The 17,783-nt window shown below is 62.9% G+C and carries 17 protein-coding genes; 5 read left to right on the forward strand and 12 right to left on the reverse strand.

All coding sequences use genetic code 11. The features are described 5' to 3' along the window. Nucleotides 1-60: 60 nt before the first annotated feature. On the reverse strand, nt 61-1,260 hold the full coding sequence (locus HEP69_RS12530) for an ABC transporter substrate-binding protein (protein WP_290558877.1): 1,200 nt from the start codon (nt 1,258-1,260) through the stop codon (nt 61-63). A gap of 175 nt (nt 1,261-1,435) precedes the next feature. On the opposite strand from HEP69_RS12530, the gene HEP69_RS12535 reads away from it, so the two are divergent. After that, nucleotides 1,436-2,533: a PQQ-dependent sugar dehydrogenase gene (locus HEP69_RS12535; protein ID WP_290558878.1), complete on the forward strand. Its 1,098-nt coding sequence runs from the start codon at nt 1,436-1,438 to the stop codon at nt 2,531-2,533. Here HEP69_RS12535 and rsmA read toward each other — a convergent pair. The 6 genes from rsmA to lptF all read right to left on the reverse strand — a co-directional run bounded on the left by rsmA (nt 2,530) and on the right by lptF (nt 10,034). Next, nucleotides 2,530-3,366, reverse strand: a complete 837-nt coding sequence (gene rsmA, locus HEP69_RS12540; protein WP_290558879.1) for a 16S rRNA (adenine(1518)-N(6)/adenine(1519)-N(6))-dimethyltransferase RsmA — start codon at nt 3,364-3,366, stop codon at nt 2,530-2,532. The genes HEP69_RS12535 and rsmA overlap by 4 nt on opposite strands. 103 nt (nt 3,367-3,469) lie before the next feature. Next, on the reverse strand, nt 3,470-4,444 hold the full coding sequence (pdxA, locus tag HEP69_RS12545) for a 4-hydroxythreonine-4-phosphate dehydrogenase PdxA (RefSeq protein WP_290558880.1): 975 nt from the start codon (nt 4,442-4,444) through the stop codon (nt 3,470-3,472). Further along, complete coding sequence (locus HEP69_RS12550) at nt 4,437-5,693, reverse strand: peptidylprolyl isomerase (RefSeq protein ID WP_290558881.1); 1,257 nt, start codon at nt 5,691-5,693, stop codon at nt 4,437-4,439. The genes pdxA and HEP69_RS12550 overlap by 8 nt, the downstream gene beginning before the upstream one ends. Next, a complete protein-coding gene (gene lptD, locus HEP69_RS12555; RefSeq protein WP_290558882.1) occupies nt 5,681-7,810 on the reverse strand; it encodes an LPS assembly protein LptD in 2,130 nt (709 codons plus the stop codon). The genes HEP69_RS12550 and lptD overlap by 13 nt, the downstream gene beginning before the upstream one ends. Beyond that, nucleotides 7,810-8,907: an LPS export ABC transporter permease LptG gene (lptG, locus tag HEP69_RS12560; protein WP_290558883.1), complete on the reverse strand. Its 1,098-nt coding sequence runs from the start codon at nt 8,905-8,907 to the stop codon at nt 7,810-7,812. Before lptG ends, lptD begins: the two co-directional genes overlap by 1 nt. Beyond that, nucleotides 8,904-10,034: an LPS export ABC transporter permease LptF gene (gene lptF, locus HEP69_RS12565; protein WP_290558884.1), complete on the reverse strand. Its 1,131-nt coding sequence runs from the start codon at nt 10,032-10,034 to the stop codon at nt 8,904-8,906. Before lptF ends, lptG begins: the two co-directional genes overlap by 4 nt. A gap of 131 nt (nt 10,035-10,165) precedes the next feature. Between lptF and HEP69_RS12570 the strand changes: the two genes are divergently transcribed. Next, nucleotides 10,166-11,641 carry a leucyl aminopeptidase gene (locus tag HEP69_RS12570; RefSeq protein ID WP_290558885.1) on the forward strand — a complete coding sequence of 492 codons (1,476 nt, stop codon included), beginning with the start codon at nt 10,166-10,168 and terminating at the stop codon, nt 11,639-11,641. A gap of 5 nt (nt 11,642-11,646) precedes the next feature. Then, entirely contained in the window at nt 11,647-12,105 is a 459-nt protein-coding gene (locus HEP69_RS12575; protein WP_290558886.1) for a DNA polymerase III subunit chi, read from the forward strand. Between the two features lie 219 nt (nt 12,106-12,324). Here the strand turns inward: HEP69_RS12575 and HEP69_RS12580 are convergent, their stop codons facing one another. Then, complete coding sequence (locus HEP69_RS12580) at nt 12,325-12,906, reverse strand: TIGR02281 family clan AA aspartic protease (RefSeq protein WP_290558887.1); 582 nt, start codon at nt 12,904-12,906, stop codon at nt 12,325-12,327. A gap of 52 nt (nt 12,907-12,958) precedes the next feature. Further along, complete coding sequence (locus HEP69_RS12585; RefSeq protein WP_290558894.1) at nt 12,959-14,803, reverse strand: ABC-F family ATP-binding cassette domain-containing protein; 1,845 nt, start codon at nt 14,801-14,803, stop codon at nt 12,959-12,961. 311 nt (nt 14,804-15,114) lie between these two features. On the opposite strand from HEP69_RS12585, the gene ndk reads away from it, so the two are divergent. Then, a complete protein-coding gene (gene ndk, locus HEP69_RS12590; RefSeq protein ID WP_290558888.1) occupies nt 15,115-15,537 on the forward strand; it encodes a nucleoside-diphosphate kinase in 423 nt (140 codons plus the stop codon). Here the strand turns inward: ndk and HEP69_RS12595 are convergent. The 3 genes from HEP69_RS12595 to HEP69_RS23755 all read right to left on the reverse strand — a co-directional run bounded on the left by HEP69_RS12595 (nt 15,534) and on the right by HEP69_RS23755 (nt 17,086). Continuing rightward, complete coding sequence (locus HEP69_RS12595; RefSeq protein ID WP_290558889.1) at nt 15,534-15,866, reverse strand: TfoX/Sxy family DNA transformation protein; 333 nt, start codon at nt 15,864-15,866, stop codon at nt 15,534-15,536. The two genes, ndk and HEP69_RS12595, sit on opposite strands and share 4 nt — an antisense overlap. A 352-nt stretch (nt 15,867-16,218) precedes the next feature. Next, a complete protein-coding gene (locus tag HEP69_RS12600; RefSeq protein ID WP_290558890.1) occupies nt 16,219-16,569 on the reverse strand; it encodes a transposase in 351 nt (116 codons plus the stop codon). Continuing rightward, nucleotides 16,472-17,086, reverse strand: a complete 615-nt coding sequence (locus tag HEP69_RS23755) for a transposase (RefSeq protein WP_366111385.1) — start codon at nt 17,084-17,086, stop codon at nt 16,472-16,474. The genes HEP69_RS12600 and HEP69_RS23755 overlap by 98 nt, the downstream gene beginning before the upstream one ends. Nucleotides 17,087-17,304: 218 nt before the next feature. On the opposite strand from HEP69_RS23755, the gene HEP69_RS12605 reads away from it, so the two are divergent. Continuing rightward, the coding region (locus tag HEP69_RS12605) for a transposase (RefSeq protein WP_290558891.1) at nt 17,305-17,783 on the forward strand (479 nt) is incomplete at its 3' end.

Raw genomic sequence — 17,783 nt, forward strand, 5'->3', positions numbered from 1 at the left:
ATTGGCCAAAGCGGCCCGAACCGCCGGGGTTCGGGCCGCCTTGTCTCTGCATCTTGCAGATTAGCGGAATTTCGCCGTGGTGATTTTGCCGCCTTCGATAACGATCTGGCGGTAGTTGCCTGCAGATTCACCAGGTCCGATCAACTCAACGGCAGTTGCACCGACATAGTCGATCTCTTCGCCGTTCTTGATCATTTCCAGCGCCATGCCCAGCTGTCCGGGGAAGATCTCGGTGCCTGGGGCATTGGCCACATCCATCACGTGATCCTTGAAGTCACCGGATTCGGTCGAGCCTGCAGCCTGCATGGCCAGCATGATCAGCGCGGCCGCGTCATAGCTTTCCGGTGTGAACGGCGACGTTGGGTCAAATGCGCCGCCGACCATCTCACTGAACGCCGCCGCACCGGGGCTGTCTGTCCCAGGGTGCTGGCCGGTCGATCCTTCGATCTCATCGCCGAAATTCTCTTCGAGCTGGGCGCTGATCATCCCGTCGGGGAAGTGGAATGTGTCAAACGCGCCGGAATCGAGCGCGGCACGGATGATGCCCGAGCCACCCTGATCCACATAGCCCGCTACCACCAGACGCTGACCGCCCGCCGCCGCAAGTGCACCGATCTCCGCGGAATAGTCGGCCTTGCCGTCCTCATGCGCGGTGTTGATGGTGACGGTTCCGCCTGCGGCTTCGAACGCGGCCTCAAAGCTGTCGGCCAGGCCTTTGCCGTAGTCGTTATTTGTGTATGTCACCGCAACTTCGGTGATGCCTTCTTCGATCAGCACATCTGTCATCACCACACCTTGGCGCGCATCAGAAGGCGCGGTGCGGAAAAACAGGCCATTGTCTTCGTTATCGGCATGGCTGAGCCCCGGGCTGGTGGCCGAGGGGGAAATCATCACAACGCCATTGGGCACGGCCACGTTTTGCAGGATCGCGCTTGTCACGCCCGAGCAATCCGCGCCCATGATCGCTTTGACGCCATCGGATGTCACCAGACGTTCGGCGGCCGCTGTGGCCGCGCCTGCGTCGATGCAGGTGGAATCCGCGCGCACCGAGGTGACCTTCATTCCATCCAGCAGCATGCCGCTTTCGGTTACCTCGGTCATCGCCAGTTCGGCGCCATCCGCCATCGATGGTGTCAGCGATTCAATCGGGCCGGTAAAGCCGAGAATCACGCCGATTTTGACCTCGTTTCCGTGGCCATCCGCATAGGCGGCTCCGGCCACCAATGCCGTGGCCGCTGTGGCCATAAGCAGTTTTTTCATTGTGTTACTCCCATGTTGGAACGCATTTTCGTTCGCCCGGCACCCTACCAAAACCGTCGGGAAAGAAAAGGCCTATCCATGGGGCATCCCGCGCGATCACGATGCTGAAAGCCCGCCTCGCAAAACTCCGCATGATGGCTATTGTTATGAGGAGAACTCAACCGGAGGGTTTAAGATGCGCCACCTTATCGCAATTGCCTGTGCGCTGGCTGTTCTGCCAGAGCTGTCCAGCGCCCAAGGCCTCAAGACCTCCGCAGGCGAGGTTCGGCTTGAGCCGATGGTCGGGGGGCTCGACACGCCATGGGCGATTGGCATTTTGCCCGATGACAGCTTTTTGGTCACGGAACGGGATGGACGCCTGTTGTTTGTGCGCGGAGCGGCGGTCACCCCCGTTTCGGGTGTGCCGCTTGTCGCTGACAGAGGGCAGGGCGGTTTGCTGGATGTGACCGTGGCGCGCGATTTTGCGACAAGCCGGGAGATTTTCCTGACCTACGCCAAGCCGCAGCCGGGTGGCGCGGGAACCGCTTTGGCCGTGGCCAAGTTGAGCGACAGGGGCGACCGGCTCGAGAATCTGAACGAGATTTTCGAGGCAGAACCCGGCTTTTCCGGCGGGCGCCATTTCGGTTCGCGCGTGGTGGAGGCGCCCGATGGCACGCTGTTCTTGACCATCGGAGATCGTGGCGACAGGCCATCGGCACAAGATCGCGGAAACCATAACGGAACGGTGATCCGTGTGGCGCGTGACGGCTCCGTGCCTCAGGATAATCCCTTTGTCGGACAGCCCGGGGTTCAGCCGGAGATCTGGTCCTATGGCCACCGCAATGCCCAAGGCGCGGCCCTCGATCTCGACGGGGTGCTCTGGACGACCGAGCATGGCGCGCGGGGCGGGGACGAGGTGAACCGCGTCCGAAAGGGCGCGAATTTCGGCTGGCCGGTGATTTCCTACGGCGTGCATTACAGCGGTCGCCGGATTGGCGAAGGCGCCAGCAAAGCCGGGATGGAGCAGCCCGCATTCTATTGGGATCCGTCCATGGCGCCATCGGGATTGATGGTCTATTCCGGGACACTCTGGCCTGAATGGCGCGGCGATCTATTTGTCGGAAGCCTGAAATTCAGCTATATCAGCCGGTTGGATGGCGATCCTCTGCAAGAAGCCGAGCAGATCGAGAGCGATCAGACCTCCCGCGTTCGCGACATCGTCGAGGCGCCGGACGGCACAATCTGGTTCCTGTCGGTGGGTGAGGGCGCTGTCTACCGGATGACCCCGGGCTAGGCGAGCTCACGCGCCAGCGCGCAGAACCCCTCCAGGGATACCTGTTCGGCGCGGTCCGTGGGCGCGATCCCGGCGGCGCGCAGCCGATCCTCTATGTCCGAAGCCTGCCCCTTGAGCGCGGCGCGCAACATCTTGCGGCGCTGGTTGAACGCGGCCGCCACAACGCGGGACAGGATCTGGGGATCGGCGGGAAAGCGGGGCTCGGGCAGGGCTGTCAGATGCACGACCGCGCTCGAGACCTTGGGCGGCGGGGTAAAGGCGCCCGGTGGCAGCGACATGACGATTTGCGCCTCGGCCCGCCATTGCGCCAGAACCGCAAGCCGGCCATATGTTTTCGATCCCGGCTGTGCCACGATCCGGTCCGCCACCTCGCGCTGAAACATCAGGGTCAGGCTTTGCCAGAACGGCGGCCAGGTGGTCGGCGTCAGCCAGCGCACCAGAAGCTCGGTGCCGACATTGTAAGGCAGGTTGGCCACCACCCGGATCGGCGCGGAAAGATGGGCAAGCGGATCGACCTCCAGCGCGTCGCCTTCAATGATCTGGAGCCTGCCGGGATAGGCGGCGCCGATCTCTTCCAGCGCCGGAATGCAGCGCATGTCTTTTTCGACGACCAGTACCTTGCGGGCGCCAGACGCCAGGAGCCCACGGGTCAACCCGCCCGGCCCAGGCCCGATTTCAAGTACATCCGCGCCGGTCAGGTCGCCGGCCTGCCGGGCGATCTTGGCGGTCAAGTTCAGATCCAGCAGGAAATTCTGGCCCAGAGATTTGCGTGCCGAAAGACCATGCGCGGCGATGACCTCGCGCAGCGGCGGTAGGGTATCGATGCCACTCATGGCTTCTTCTGGCTCAAAATATCCCCGCCGGAGGCTAAAATCTCTTCTGGCGCACCAAGAGTCTTGATGCCTCCGGCGGAGATATTTTGAGCCAGAAGAAGCCTCATGCAGGTTGCGCCCTGGCCATTTGGCGGGCGCATTTCAACGCCTCGATCAAGCTGGTTGGATTGGCGATGCCCTGGCCTGCGATATCGAACGCGGTCCCGTGATCGGGGGAGGTTCGGATAAACGGCAGTCCCAGTGTCACGTTGACGCCAAGATCGAAATCCAGCGTTTTGATCGGGATCAGGGCCTGATCGTGATACATCGCGATCGCCACGTCATAGCGCGACCGCGCGGCCTCATGAAACATCGTGTCTGCCGGGTGCGGGCCGGTCACGGTCATATCGGTTTGCGGCCATTCGGCAACCAGCGCATTGATCCAGCGGATCTCTTCCTGCCCCAGCTTGCCGCCTTCGCCGGCATGCGGGTTCAGCCCGGCCACGGCGATGCGCGGATGGGCAATCCCGAAGAACCGGCGCAGCCCGTCCGCCGTAATCGTGATCGTGTCGCTGAGGCACTGGCGGGTCAGCGCCTGGGGCACCTGTGAGAGCGGTATGTGGATCGTTGCGGGGACGACCCGCAGAGCAGGGCTCGCCAGCATCATCACCACCCGTTCCACCCCCGCCAGAGCCGCGAGAAACTCGGTATGTCCGGGATAAGCGAAATCAGCGCCATCGATCAGCACCTGTTTGGAGATCGGCGCCGTGGTCATTGCGGCGGCCTGACCGGTCTGCACCAGGGCCACGGCGCGTTTGAGGACCTCGATCACCCCTGCGGCGTTCTCGGCCGAGGGGGTTCCAGGGCGCGCCTCAGCCGCGAAAGGATGCGGCAGAACGGCAAGCCCCTCGGCGGCTGCCCGCTGCGCATCGGCTGGATCCTGGATCGGCACGATCGGTGTGTCCTTGGGCAGATGGCGCGGATCGCCGATCCAGAAGAACGGAAGATCCTGACCGAGGGCGCGCCACGCCTTGACCGCCAGTTCCGGTCCGATCCCGGCAGGATCGCCGCAACTCAGCGCGATAGGGGCATCAGTCATTCTCGATGATCAAGGCGTCTGCGCGCAACTGGTCGATATAGCTGGTGGCAAAGGCGTTGAGCCGCTGTTGCAGCAGTGCGTTTGCGACCTGCTCGCGCGTGGCATCCTCGTTCAGCGTCGCGGTGCGCCCGCAGAGCATCAACAGCACCAGCGTCTGGCCGTTGGCGCGCGTCAGCGCGGTCGAGATTTCGCCCTCATCCAGTTTGGCCAGCTCAACGGCGATATCCTGGGGGATCTCGGCAGGCGGCAGGCTGCCGCGATCCAGTACGTCTTCGGGCTGACCGAGAGCGACACCGTAGAGATCGTCGCAGGTATCCACCCGTGCCTGCACCCGCGCGGCCTCGGCCAGGGCGGCTTCGGAGCGGCCGCCGGGGATGTAATAGGCGGCATATTCAATCGCCGAGAATGTCGGAGCCGACACCTCTGTCTCGGCAATATCACGCAGTTGAAAGAGAGCCACCGCATTGGGCAGTGCAATCGGACCCGTGACCTCATTGGGCGACAGCGCCAGGATCTGCGGACGCAGCTGGGCCGGCAGGTCGGTAATCGGGATCCAGTTCATCCGGCCGCCGTTGCTGGCGGTGTTGGTCGCCGAATAGCGGCGTGCCTCTTCGGAAAAGGCTGCAGGCGAGGTGACTTGCGAAATCCGTTCGGCCCTCTGACGTACCTCTTCGAGCGTTTGCGGCGTGATCGGCATGATGATTTCAGACAGCAGAACGCGCACACCGCCGGCGTTGCCATCCGCCCCCAAGGCGCGATCGATCTCGGCATCCGTAGGGCGCGCCCGGGCCAGGAACCTGGCCCGGATGAATTCGCGCCAGCCGATCCCATCTTTGACAAAGTCACGGAACGTCTGGAGCTCGACCCCGCCTTCGTTTAGCGCCTGAACGAACTCTTCGCCGGTCAGGTCGGCACGGGCCGCGAATTCGGCGATGCCCTCTTCGATCTCTTCCGGCGTCACTTCGATGCCTGCTTCGCTGATCGCACGGTCTTTGAGCCGCTCCTCGATCAGGGCGCGGCGCGCCTCCTCGGAGGCGTTGCCAGGAGCGCCCAGAAGGGCCAGGAATTGCTCGCGCTGCTCCAATTCATAATAGGTGATCGCCTTTTCATTCACCAGGATGGCGGGAGAAAACAGGCTTTGGGCCGCGGCCTGCGCCGATCCCCAGACCACGCAGGCCAGGGCGGCGGCTGCGGCTGCGGAAACCGCCCGGCGGGCGGCGCGATGGGTCAGACTGCTCAGGACTTGCATGATCGCACGTGTCTTTCTGTTCCGTTCGTGGCGCTGAATCCGCGCAACGCGATGTTAAATCCGAAATCCGTCGAAGGCTCAACACTTGTTGAAGAGGTATAGCGGCGATTGACCGATAGACCGACCTCGACACATTCGTTCCGATAGGTCAGGCCCAGTCCGGCGGTTGCCGCGCGGGTGTCTGCCAGATCATAGCGCCAGTTGGCCGAGGCCGTCCAGGTCGGGTTGATATCGTAAGACCCATCCAGATAGAACTCTGAAACCGCCTGGGTTCGATCTTCGGCGGCGTCCGCCTCGAGCCAGACAAATGTGCCACCCAGCGTGGCACGCTCTCCGATCCAGCCACCGCGCAACTCAGCCTTGGAGACGTCAAAGCTGTCGTCAAAGATGGTGCGCGCGGTCAGGTCCAGGCCGAAATCGGCGCGCACTTGCCCGGCCAGCAGAAAATCCGAGATATCGCCGGACAGGCCCGAGGTGGTACTGAACCCTGTCTGGGGGGTTTCGCGGATGATCTGACCCATGGTGAGGGACGCTTGCCAGCCTTGGCCATACCGCGCCCAGTTCACCCCATAGGCCAGCGCAGGCCCGTCCTCGCGGGCGTCGGGCGCGGGAAACCGCGACAGAGACAGAAGATTGCCCTGATCAAACTCCACCCTGCCGCTCTCGTCATTGGGCAGCGCGTCACCGGATACATTGGTCCAGCCCACCTGCAAGATGGGCTCGATGAAATGGGTAGCCCGTGCCGTTGCCCGGATCATCGGCAGCCGCAGCGTCAGCGCGGTATAGGGTGTCACCCGTTGCCGCGTTCCGGGAAAGGTGCTGTCCTGAGCGATGCGAAAAAGATCGGCGGCAAAGCCCATCTGCCAATCCGCGCGCAGCCCCGAGGCCAGGATCCAGCTGCGTTGCCAACTGATATCGGAGGTGATCCGAGTGACATCCCGACCCAGAACGTCCAGATCGGAGCTGCGCTCATGTGCGTGGGCGCGCAGGCCCAAGCGAAGCTCGCCGCCGATCCGGTCGGGAAAGTACCGCCGGTCATAGGCGACATCGGCGACGATCGCGGGCAGAAGGCTTTCGTCCTCGCCATCGCGCAAGGATTGGAACCTAACCAGGGCGGCGCGCGAGAAGGTATCGCGCGTCACCCGGGTCAATGCGATTTCACTGTCCAACCGGTCTTTGTCCGGCAGGCCGTAATCGACCAGATAAGCGTTATCGCTCGCCCATTCGATATCGAAGGTCAGCTGATAGCCGTTACGCAGCGCAAAGCCCCCCGCACCGAAGATATAGCCACGGCTGGTTCCGGGCAGTTGATCGTCGCGGGAATAGGCGCCCTCGAACTCGATCCGGCCTCGGGCGAAAGCCTGTCGATAGCGCAGACCCAGTGTGGTCGTGCGCGACGACAGGTAGGGCGTGACCGTGAGATCCCGGTGATCGCCCAGGCGAAAGAAGTACGGGATCCGCACTCCGGTGCTGAGCTGCGATGTGGTGCGGAATGACGGGTTGAGAAAGCCCGTCGCGCGGTTCAGCGTCGGATCTGGCAGGCGCAGACGCGGCAGGTACAGAACCGGCACATCCATCACCCGAAGCTGCGCCTCTTCGAAATAGAGCTGTTTGCCCTCCTGGTCATGGATCACCCGGCGCGCGCGGATCTGCCAAAGCGGCGCTTGCCCTTCCTCGCAAATCCGGCAGGAGGTGACGCTGGTCTTATAAAGCTGCGAGTACCGCCCTTCGGTGCGATCGAGCCGCAGGGCGGAAAGCTGAACCTGTTGGTCCAGCACCATCCGTGCGCCTTGCAGCAGCCCGTTCTGCATGTCCCGGTCCAGCTCGGCGGCATCGGCCAGGATGGTAACGGACGGGCCATCGGTCAGCCGGATCGGCCCTTCGATGCTCAACGTCTCGGTCTCGCGGTCATAGGTGATGCGCCGCGCGGTCAGTTTCTGGGTGCCTTGAAACGCCTCGACACTGCCGGTCGCGATCAATTTGCCATCCGGCGTCACCGACACCCGGTCGGCGATCAGCACCGCCGGTTCGGTGTCCTCGCCGGTCTCGGCGTCCTGTGCGCTGGCCGCAACCGGCAGCAGTACCAAAAGACAGAGCGCACGCAGCCAGAGCGGCATCAGCCATCCTCCGTATGCAGCAGCAGGCCAAAGGCCAGCAGCAATGCCGCAACCGGCGGCGCCCAGGCCGCCAGCAGGATCGGCAGCTGGCCGTTCTCACCCAAGACCTGGGCAAAGTTGCGAATGAAATACAAACCGAAACCCAACAAGACAGACACAAGCACCGCGATGCCGGTGCCCCCAGATCTTGTATGCCGCATGGTGAAGGCCGCTGCAACGAGTACCATCGCCATCAGAAACAGCGGCCGCGACAATTCCGATTGCAGCCATACCTGATGGCGCTTGGTCGAAAAGCCCGCCTGGGCCAATTGCTGGATGGTCGCCGTCATCTCCCAGATCGAGATACCGCGCGGATTGCCCAATGTCTCGCGAATCCGCTCCTGCGTCAGGCTTGAGGGGAGTTGCAGACTCTCATGCTCGACCGCTGTCGCTTCGGCATTCAGACCCGCCCGCAGGGTCCAGACCTTGACGGCCCGCAACGACCAGGCCCCATCGACCAGGCGCGCTGATCCCGCTTCGATCCGGCGCACCGGTCCGCCTTCACGCTCATAGGCCAGGAAGGTGACATTATAGAGGATACCCGCATCCGCGCTATAGCGCTCGGCATGGATAACGGTCTGTCCGCGCGCGCTGCCCTGACGCAGCCACAACCCCTCTTCGCTGAGCGACAGCGCCGAGGTATCGCCGGTGCGATAAAGCTCGCTCAGACGCTCGGACTGGGCCGAGGTCGCAGCCACGATCGGGTTTAATGTCGTGACAGCAAGAACGCCGATCAGGGCGGCCATCGCAATCGGTGCCAAAAGCGCGCTCAGCCCCGACCGGCCAGACGCGCGAGTGACCACAAGCTCGCTGGAACGTGCCAGAGCGACAAACAGCGCAAGTGTCGCAAGGATCATGATCAAAGGCAGGATTTCGCTGATTGCACCGGGTGCGTTCAGTAACACGATCCGCATCATCTGCGCAAAACTGACATCAAGCCCTTCGAACCTGCGCAACTGCTCGATCATATCGACCAGCATCAGAATCGCCAGGAACCCGCCTGCAACCGCGAAAAAGCTCACCAAGAACCGCCGGGCAAAGTAGAGGTGCAGGATCATGCGCCCACCTCCGGCTCGGCCCGTCGTCGTGCAAAGTTGGGATTTCCCGCAGCCCACAAAAACAGCGCCGCAATCGCAAAGCCCGCCACCGATGGCAGATAGGTAAGTGGCCACAGCCGGGCATCGCGCAGCACCGGTTCCGACACCAGCCCGCGCAAAAGCTCAAGCATGATCAAAAGCATGAAGGCCAGCAGGATCTGCCGCCAGACACCAAAGCGTGAAAACCGGCCCAACTGAAGCGTCGCAAACCCGATTAGGGCCACAGCGATGCAAATCAGCGCGCGTGCAAAGCGCAGATGCAACTCCTCGGCTTGCTGTCCGGGGCTGTAGCCGTCGGTCTGCTCGATCGCGTCGCGACTGGTGATCAGCTCGACCGTTGTCAGCTCGCGAATGTTGCGGCGATCGCTCGTTTCACTGCGCAACAGCGGCGTGATATCGTAAGAGAAATCCTCGAAATTCGTTGTGGTGAGGGATTGTGACCCCGCCGATAGCCGTTGGGCCAGGCCATCCACCATGATCAGTTTGGCCGCAGTCTCGTCGCGCACCAGAAAGGCGCGCAGCGCTGTGTACGTCACCGTCTCGTCCGGGTCGCGCCGATCTGACAGAAACACGTCGTTGAGCGATCCATCCGAGGCAATCGAGCGGATATAGAAGGTCACACCGGCTGTGGGATGCAGGAACGTGCCTTCGGTCAACAGCCGCGCGCTGGCGTTTTGCGACACTTCGGTTTCGCGCAGTTTCAACTGCCCGAAAGAGGCAGGCATCAGCACATGGGTCAGCAGGCTCATCATCAGGCCAACCAGCACGCCAAAGGCCAGCACCGGGCGTGCCATGCGCCATGGGCTGCTGCCCGTGGCCCGCATCACCGTCAGCTCACTCTCGCTGTGCAACCGGTTGGTGACATAGACCGTGGCCGCAAAGGCGGCGACAGGCAGAATGATGCGGATCAGGTTCGGCAGGGCAAGCGCGCTGAACTCGACGAATACCAGCGCGGACTGACCATCGGCGATAAGCCGGTCAAACAGGCTCACCGCATGGTTGATCCAAAAGATGCCGACCAGAATCAGGGAAAACAGGCCAAACAGCAGCACAAGCTGCGACAGAACATATCTGTCGTATCGCGACACTCAAATCCCCCCGGATACATGCCTGTTGTTTTGGCTGAACCTACTGCAATCGTTGCCAGGTTTAAACTGCTATCTGGTCAAGCCCGCACGCACGGGCTAGGTCTGGAGCGCAGTCAATCAGGGAGCGCCTTATGAGCCAGCCGATCGAGATCACATTTGCACCGCTTGATATCATGGAGATGGACAAGGCCGAGGGTCGTGTCGCGGTCTGTGTCACCCCCGATGGCAAGCTCGATCAGGCAGCGCGGAGGGCCAATCGGCTGACCCGGGGCGCAGTCGCGCGGCTGATCGAGAGCAAGAGCTTTGAAAAGGCGAAATCCGGCCAGATCAAGACATTGGCCTGGCCAGCCGGGCTGGCGGCCGAGGCGCTGGACATCGTGGTGCTGCCCAATCGGCCGACCGCAATCGAAGCGCGCAAGGCAGGGGCCGCGCTGGGCAAGCTCAAAGACCGCGCGGCGCTGACGCTGTATGCCGGCAGCCGCCCGCGCGCCGAAGAGCTGGCGATGGGTCTGGCGCTGCGCTGTTACAGCTTTGACGCGCATAAGACCGACGCCGAGGCGGACGCCCCCGGAGCCGTCACCCTGCGCGCCAGCCGCCCCGATGACGTGGCCGCGGCCGCAGCCCCGCTGTTGTCGGTGGCCGAGGGCGTGGCGATGACCCGCGATCTGGTCAGCGAGCCCGCCAATGTGCTCACCACCACAGAATTCGCCGACCGGCTGGCCGCCATGCGCGATCTGGGTCTGGAGGTCGAGGTGCTGGAGGAGACCGAACTTGAAAAGCTGGGCATGGGTATGCTGCTCAGTGTCGGTCATGGCTCCGACAGCCCCTCCAAGGTGGTGGTGATGCAGTGGAAGGGCGGGGCCAAGGATGCCGCCCCGTTGGCGCTGGTGGGCAAAGGCGTTGTCTTTGACACCGGTGGGATCTCGCTCAAACCCGCCGGCGGCATGGAGGATATGACCATGGATATGGGCGGGGCCGGGGTTGTGGCGGGCGTGATGCGCGCGCTGGCACTGCGCAAGGCGCCTGCCAATGTCGTGGGCCTGGTGGGGCTGGTGGAGAACATGCCCTCGGGCCGGGCCACGCGCCCCGGCGACGTGGTGACCTCGATGAAGGGCGACACGGTCGAGATCATCAATACCGATGCCGAAGGTCGTCTCGTTCTGGGCGATGTGATGTGGTACGCGCAGGAGCGGTTCGCACCGGCCGGCATGATCGATCTGGCAACACTGACGGGCGCCATCATCATCGGTCTGGGCCACGAGAACGCGGGCGTCTTTTCCAATGACGACACGCTCTGCAACGGGTTTCTGAAATCCGCGGCCGCAGAAAGCGAGGGCGCCTGGCGGATGCCTCTGGGCGAAGCCTATGACAAGATGCTGAAATCGGCGATTGCCGATATGAAGAACGTGGGCGGGCGGCCCGCGGGCTCCATCACCGCCGCGCAGTTCCTCCAGCGCTTCGTCAAGGAGGGCTGCCCGTGGATCCATCTCGACATCGCAGGCGTCGCCTCGGTCAAATCCGAGACCGATTTCGCACCCAAAGGGGCCACGGGCTGGGGCGTGATGGCGCTCAATCGTCTGGTCCAGGATCACTTCGAGGACGGCTGAGGGATATGGGGGCTGCCTATTTCTATCACCTGACCCGCAAGCCGCTGGAGGCCACCCTGCCGACGCTGCTGGAAAAAGCACGTGATGCGGGATGGTCGGTTGCGGTGCGCGGGCGCGATCGGGACAGGATGGCGTGGCTGGACGAGCGGCTCTGGCTGGGTCCGGAGGACGGGTTTCTGCCCCACGGGCTGGCCGGAGGCAGCCATGACGCGCTGCAACCGGTCTTGCTGACGACGCAGACCGAGGCCGCCAATTCCCCGACCTGCGTGATGTGCATCGATGGTGCGGACGTCACCGCCGAGGACGTCCAGAAGTGCAAGCGGGTCTGCATCCTGTTTGACGGCAATGACGAGCGCGCGGTGCGCACGGCACGTGGCCAGTGGAAGGCGCTCACCGGCGCGGGCTGTTCTGCACAATACTGGTCCGAGGAATCGGGCCGATGGGAGAAAAAGGCCGAAGCCTGATCCGGCGGAGCGGCTGCGCCGCACATCTCCAGCAGCCCTTCGGGCCCTGGCACCCGGCCCGCCTCTCGGCCCCCCAAAGCCGCATGCCGCATCTGGACCAAGGACGGCATCAGCCGACCCCCAACCGGTCGCTCAACAGCTCCTGTCTTCTTCTTGCAGACAAATACGACCGCCGGAGGCAACACAAAAAAAACTGTGCGCCGCAGGCGCGCCTTTGGATCAGCGGGTCAGGATCAGCTCTCCGCGGGTGATCTCGATCCTGTCCCAGCGCTGCAGATAAGCCATACCCAACAGGGATCGGTCCAGATCGCCCTCATTCACCCAAGCCGGGACATTGCGATCCACGATTGGGCCCAGCGCCATCGTGTCGAGGCGCACGGGCGCGGTGCGCACCTCGCCATTGGCCGTCATCGCCCGGCCAAGATAGACCAGCTCGTTCATCGGCAGGCCGCTCGCCTCGGCATCCTTTTGGCTCAGCACGACGCCGGTCGCCCCGGTGTCGACCACGAAATCGATCGGTGCGCCATTCACGTCCAGCGTCACATAGTAATGCCCATCCGGTGAGCGGGGCACTTCGACACGTCCTTGATCCGCAAACACCGCCTGTCGCGGCAGCACCTGATCGCGCACATCTTCCCAAAGCCCGATACCCGCGATCACCGCAAGAAAGATCAGTGCCCAGACGACCGCGTGCTGCAAACTGCGGTTCAGGCTCTGACGATGGTTGATCGCGAACGCCACAACCAGGGCGGTGCCCAGCATCACCAGAAAGATCAACCGCCCAATCTCGTATTCGCTCATCCGCGCACCCCGTCGCTGCGTCAGTCAGATATAGGGCAGCGGGGGCGATTGCCTAGCGGCTTTCGGCGTCTTCCAGCTTTTCCAGCGCCTTCATCCAGATGGTCTCGGCACGGTCCAGCCCCTCCATCACCTCGGCATATTTGCGCTGCCAGGTGGCGATCACGCCGGGGTCCGCCTCTTCATAGAGCGCGGGGTCCGCGAGTTTCACAGCGAGTTTATCGCGCATCTCGTTCAGCTTTTCGATCCGCGCCTCGCCTTTGCGCACCTCGGATTTCAGCGCCAGCATCGCATCGCGATCCGGGCGCTTGTTCTTGGCGGGCGCTGCTTTGGGTGTCGCAGGCCCGTCGCGCGACAACAACAGCTGGCGATAGCTTTGCAGATCGCCCTCGTAGGGGCGCGCCGTGCCATCCTTGACCAGCCACAGCCGGTCGGCGACCAGCTCCAGCAGATGCATGTCGTGGCTGACCAGGATCACCGCCCCGGAATAGGCGGTGAGCGCTTCGACTAGCGCCTCGCGGGACTCGATGTCCAGGTGGTTGGTCGGCTCGTCGAGGATCAGAAGATGCGGTGCGTCAATCGTGGCCAGCAAGAGCGACAGCCGCGCTTTCTGCCCGCCAGAAAGCTGCCCGACAACCGTGTCGGCCTGATCGGCGGTCAGGCCGAACCCCGCCAGCCGCGCGCGCAGCTTCGCGGGTGTCTCGCCGGGGCGCAGGCGCCGCAGATGTTCCAACGGAGTTTCATCCACATAAAGCTCATCGACCTGATGCTGCGCGAAATACCCCACGCGCAGCTTGGATGCTGTAATCATCCGACCCATATCCTTGTCCAGCCGACCCGAGAGCAGCTTTGACAGGGTCGATTTGCCTTCGCCGTTCTTGCCCAACAGGGCAATGCGGTCATCCTGATCGATCCGCAGGCTCAGCCGTTGCAGAACCGGATCGCCGCCATAGCCTACGGCGGCGCCTTCCATGGTAATGATCGGCGGGCTCAACTCTTCGGGATCGGGAAACGAGAATGCCCGCAGGGCGGCTTCCTGCGGAGAGGTGATCGGCTGCATTCGCGCCAGCGCCTTGATCCGCGATTGCGCCTGTTTGGCCTTGTCTGCCTTGTAGCGGAACCGGTCCACATAGGATTGCAGATGCGCACGGCGCGCGTCCTGCTTTTTCGCCATCGCCTCGGCCAGGGCCAGCTTTTCTGCGCGCGCGCGGGCGAACTGATCATAGGTGCCCTGATAAAAGGTCAGCTTCCGGTCCTCAAGATGCAGGATCGCGCCCACCGCGCGGTTCAGCAACCCCCGGTCATGGCTGATCACGATCACGGTATGGGGATAGCGGGCGAGGTAATTCTCCAGCCAGAGCGCGCCTTCGAGATCGAGATAGTTGGTCGGTTCATCCAGCAGCAGCAGGTCGGGCTGCGCAAACAGCACCGCCGCCAGAGCGACCCGCATCCGCCATCCGCCCGAAAAGTCCGAACAGGGCCGCGCCTGATCGGGATCGTCAAAACCCAGCCCCTTGAGGATCGAGGCCGCGCGCGCCTCTGCCGACCAGGCGTCAATGTCGCTCAGCCGGGTCTGGATCTCGGCAATGCGGGTGGGATCGTCGGTCTCTTCCGCCATCAGCGCGGCGCGTTCGGTATCGGCGGCCAGCACGGTGTCCAGAAGGGACACGTCATTCGAGGGCACCTCTTGGGCCACACCGCCAATCCGTGCGCCCTTGGGCAGGTGGATCTGGCCGGCTTCCAAAGCCAGCTCTCCCCGGATCAGACGAAAGAGCGTTGTCTTGCCGGTTCCGTTGCGCCCGACCAGACCAACCTTGTGGCCCCCCGGGATGACGGCGCTGGCACCGTCGAACAGACGGCGTCCCGCCACCGCATAGATGATATCGTCGATCCTGAGCATGGGCGGGGTTTGGCCCGCGCGGGCGCGGGTGTCAATGCGCGGACGCAGACGCCAGGCCGGGCGGCGCCGGGCCCCGGCATGGCGATCAGGCCCGCTCACCCGCAACGCCGCAGGAGAGGCCCGAGATCTTGGTGCCGCAGGGCGCGGTTGACCGGGGCCTGCCGATCCAGTCTTTGGTTGTCCAGAGGTCGACAACCGCGATCCCGGTCGCGACGGCCTATCCAAACCCCCTTTCCATGCAGCTCAACCCATGTTAGCGGGGCGCCAGCATCATCCGGGCCTTTTTAGGCCCTCATTCAAGGAGCTTTCACATGGCGCTGGAACGCACGTTTTCCATTATCAAACCCGACGCAACCCGCCGCAATCTGACCGGCGCGATCAACGCCAAATTCGAGGAAGCTGGCCTGCGCATCGTCGCGCAAAAGCGCATTCACATGACCAAGGCGCAAGCGGGCAAATTCTATGAGGTGCATGCCGAACGCCCGTTCTATGACGAGCTGTGTACCTTCATGTCATCCGAGCCGGTCGTGGTACAGGTTCTGGAAGGCGAGAACGCCATCTCGAAGAACCGCGAGATCATGGGCGCGACCAACCCCGCCGACGCAGCCCCCGGCACCATCCGCGCGGAATTTGCCGAAAGCGTGGGCGAAAACTCGGTCCATGGCTCGGACGCGCCAGAGACAGCGGCACAGGAAATCGCCTATTTCTTTGCCGGGATCGAACTGGTCGGCTAAGGCCGCTTTTCGATCACCCCAATCGTGTCGAGGGCCGCTTCGAGATCGGAGCGGCCCTTGTCATGCGCGCGGGCCTTGATCGCGTCGAACCGTTTGCGTAGCTCGGCCTTTTCGCGGCCCTTGCAGTCGTTCCAGGGGCGGCCCTGAAGGCCCATCACCAAAACGTAATACCCGATGAAATGAGGCTTGCTCCCGGATCTGAGCAGCCGCGCATAGGCCTCATCAGCCCCCAGCGCACGCAGTGCCTCCGCCGAGCCGATGCCAGCTCGCGTACAGGCGCCTTCAAAGGCGGGTCCGAGATTTCGAATGGACGAGACAGGGGTCGTCATACCGCTTAATCTAGCGGTCCAATGAACCCCTGTCATGTGAGTCGGCGGCCCAAAGCTCAAGGCACAGCTGCGGCGCCGCAGAGCCAGAACATCTGACACCTTGGCCGAGGCCCTGGGCGATATCTGCGATCCATTCCAGCCCGATCAGTGCAGGAACGTCCTCAACGTATCTGGACATGCCTTAGATTGAATGCAAAGCGCTCTGGTTCTGGGAAAGACAGGCAAAGAATGCCGCCCGGCTATCAGTTCATCCGGGGCAATGTCGTGGACCTCGCCGAACGCGTTGCGCGAAAGGTGGATCGCGGGGTGCGTTGCGTGAAGCGCAGCAGAAAATGGCATAAAATGACGTGACTTAAGGGGATGAACTGCCTTCCCACCACCCGGCTGCTACCGTTGCCGGGATAGGTGGAGAGAGGAGCATCTGATGGACATTAAGGTTCTGGGCCTTGATCTGGGTAAAACAGTTTGCAGTCTTGCTGGGCTGGCCGAAGCAGGAGCGGTGGTGTTTGGCAAAGGTCTCCAGCGGCATCGGCTGTTGGACGTTCTTGATAGGCTTGCCGCCTGTCGTGATCTGCCGAGGCATCAGGCCGAGCCATGCGGCAAGATCAAGACCTTTGCCAAAGGAACTGCCGGTGCCGACAGCTGCTACGAGCGCTGTCGCGAGTGTTGGACCGACACCCGGGATCTCCATCAGCCTCTGCATATGCCTCCGTCTTGGCCAGTGCCTTGATCTGGGCATCGATGGCCGCGATGCGATCATTCATCACGGGCAGCTCGGACGCCATGTCAGACAGAAGCAAGGGCATTCGGCGTGAAAGATCTTCGACGCCCTCCACGGTCAATCTGGTCAGTTCCTTTTGGAATACATGGCGCCCTGACCCTACTCGGATGCCACGTTCCATCAGGAAACCGCGGCCCTGGTCGATCAGGCGCGTCCTGTCTGACACCAGGCGCGCCCGCGCTCGGTACCGAGCCTGAAGATCAAGCTGCTCTTCCGATTTGAGTACGACAAATGACATCGTCGGACGCGTCGCGGCTTCCGCAATGGCCTGCGCATCACAGTCATCATTCTTGTGAACCTTAACATAGGAGCGGATATGGAGCGGTGACATCAGTCGAGGCTCAGGTCCGTTCTGAAGACAAAACCGCGCGATGTGATGCGCTCCGCCACACGCTTGCCACGGCAACGACGCAGGGCGGCAGGCTAAGCTGATCGGCATCTCGAAACACGGCAATCGACATTTGCGCAAGCTCTTGCTCCACGGCGCCCGAACGGTACTGCATCTCGTGCGTGACAGGACATTGCCAATAACGGTTTGGGCAGACGGCCTGAGGGAGCAAGCGCACGTGAACGTGGCGGCGGTCGCCTTTCAGGGGCTTTGTTGCACAAATCCCGCTAGGGATTCATCCGGCGAACCCAGCATGATAGCTGAAGGGCATGAGCAGTTGGGCCCCTACAAAGCATAAGACCACGAACTGGTCGGCTTACAATAACAGCCTGAAGCGACGCGGATCGCTTGCGCTTTGGTTGGATCCGGAGATGGTTCGGGTGCCACCGCCGAGCGGCAAGCGCGGTCGGCAACAGAGTTTCAGTGATGCTGCGATCCAGGCGTGCCTCACGCTGAAGGTGCTGTTCGGGATGCCGCTTCGGCAGACAACCGGTTTTGTACAAAGCGTGTTGCGGCTCATCGGCTTGGACTGGTCGGTGCCGGACTTCAGCACCCTGTGCCGCCGCCAGAAAACACTGAACGTGAGCCTGCCCTATCGTGGCGGCACTGGCCCGCTGAAGCCGCAAAGGCTGGCCCATCTATTACCGGCAGTGCATTTTCGAAGAAAATGTCAGAGGAGGCATCCCCCCTTTAACCCACGGTGCATCAAAGCAATGGACACCGCCCCCGAGAAAAGGCTGTGCCCCCC

The sequence above is a fragment of the Aestuariivita sp. genome (assembly GCF_021404545.1).
Lineage (GTDB): Bacteria > Pseudomonadota > Alphaproteobacteria > Rhodobacterales > Rhodobacteraceae > Aestuariivita.

Bases quoted from the DNA above. Each gene is read 5' to 3' on its own strand.
- HEP69_RS12530 (WP_290558877.1), bottom strand. From the start codon at position 1,260: ATGAAAAAACTGCTTATGGCCACAGCGGCCACGGCATTGGTGGCCGGA.
- HEP69_RS12535 (WP_290558878.1), top strand. From the start codon at position 1,436: ATGCGCCACCTTATCGCAATTGCCTGTGCGCTGGCTGTTCTGCCAGAG.
- rsmA (WP_290558879.1), bottom strand. From the start codon at position 3,366: ATGAGTGGCATCGATACCCTACCGCCGCTGCGCGAGGTCATCGCCGCG.
- pdxA (WP_290558880.1), bottom strand. From the start codon at position 4,444: ATGACTGATGCCCCTATCGCGCTGAGTTGCGGCGATCCTGCCGGGATC.
- HEP69_RS12550 (WP_290558881.1), bottom strand. From the start codon at position 5,693: ATGCAAGTCCTGAGCAGTCTGACCCATCGCGCCGCCCGCCGGGCGGTT.
- lptD (WP_290558882.1), bottom strand. From the start codon at position 7,810: ATGCCGCTCTGGCTGCGTGCGCTCTGTCTTTTGGTACTGCTGCCGGTT.
- lptG (WP_290558883.1), bottom strand. From the start codon at position 8,907: ATGATCCTGCACCTCTACTTTGCCCGGCGGTTCTTGGTGAGCTTTTTC.
- HEP69_RS12570 (WP_290558885.1), top strand. From the start codon at position 10,166: ATGAGCCAGCCGATCGAGATCACATTTGCACCGCTTGATATCATGGAG.
- HEP69_RS12575 (WP_290558886.1), top strand. From the start codon at position 11,647: ATGGGGGCTGCCTATTTCTATCACCTGACCCGCAAGCCGCTGGAGGCC.
- HEP69_RS12580 (WP_290558887.1), bottom strand. From the start codon at position 12,906: ATGAGCGAATACGAGATTGGGCGGTTGATCTTTCTGGTGATGCTGGGC.
- HEP69_RS12585 (WP_290558894.1), bottom strand. From the start codon at position 14,803: ATGCTCAGGATCGACGATATCATCTATGCGGTGGCGGGACGCCGTCTG.
- ndk (WP_290558888.1), top strand. From the start codon at position 15,115: ATGGCGCTGGAACGCACGTTTTCCATTATCAAACCCGACGCAACCCGC.
- HEP69_RS12595 (WP_290558889.1), bottom strand. From the start codon at position 15,866: ATGACGACCCCTGTCTCGTCCATTCGAAATCTCGGACCCGCCTTTGAA.
- HEP69_RS12600 (WP_290558890.1), bottom strand. From the start codon at position 16,569: ATGCAGAGGCTGATGGAGATCCCGGGTGTCGGTCCAACACTCGCGACA.
- HEP69_RS23755 (WP_366111385.1), bottom strand. From the start codon at position 17,086: ATGCCGATCAGCTTAGCCTGCCGCCCTGCGTCGTTGCCGTGGCAAGCG.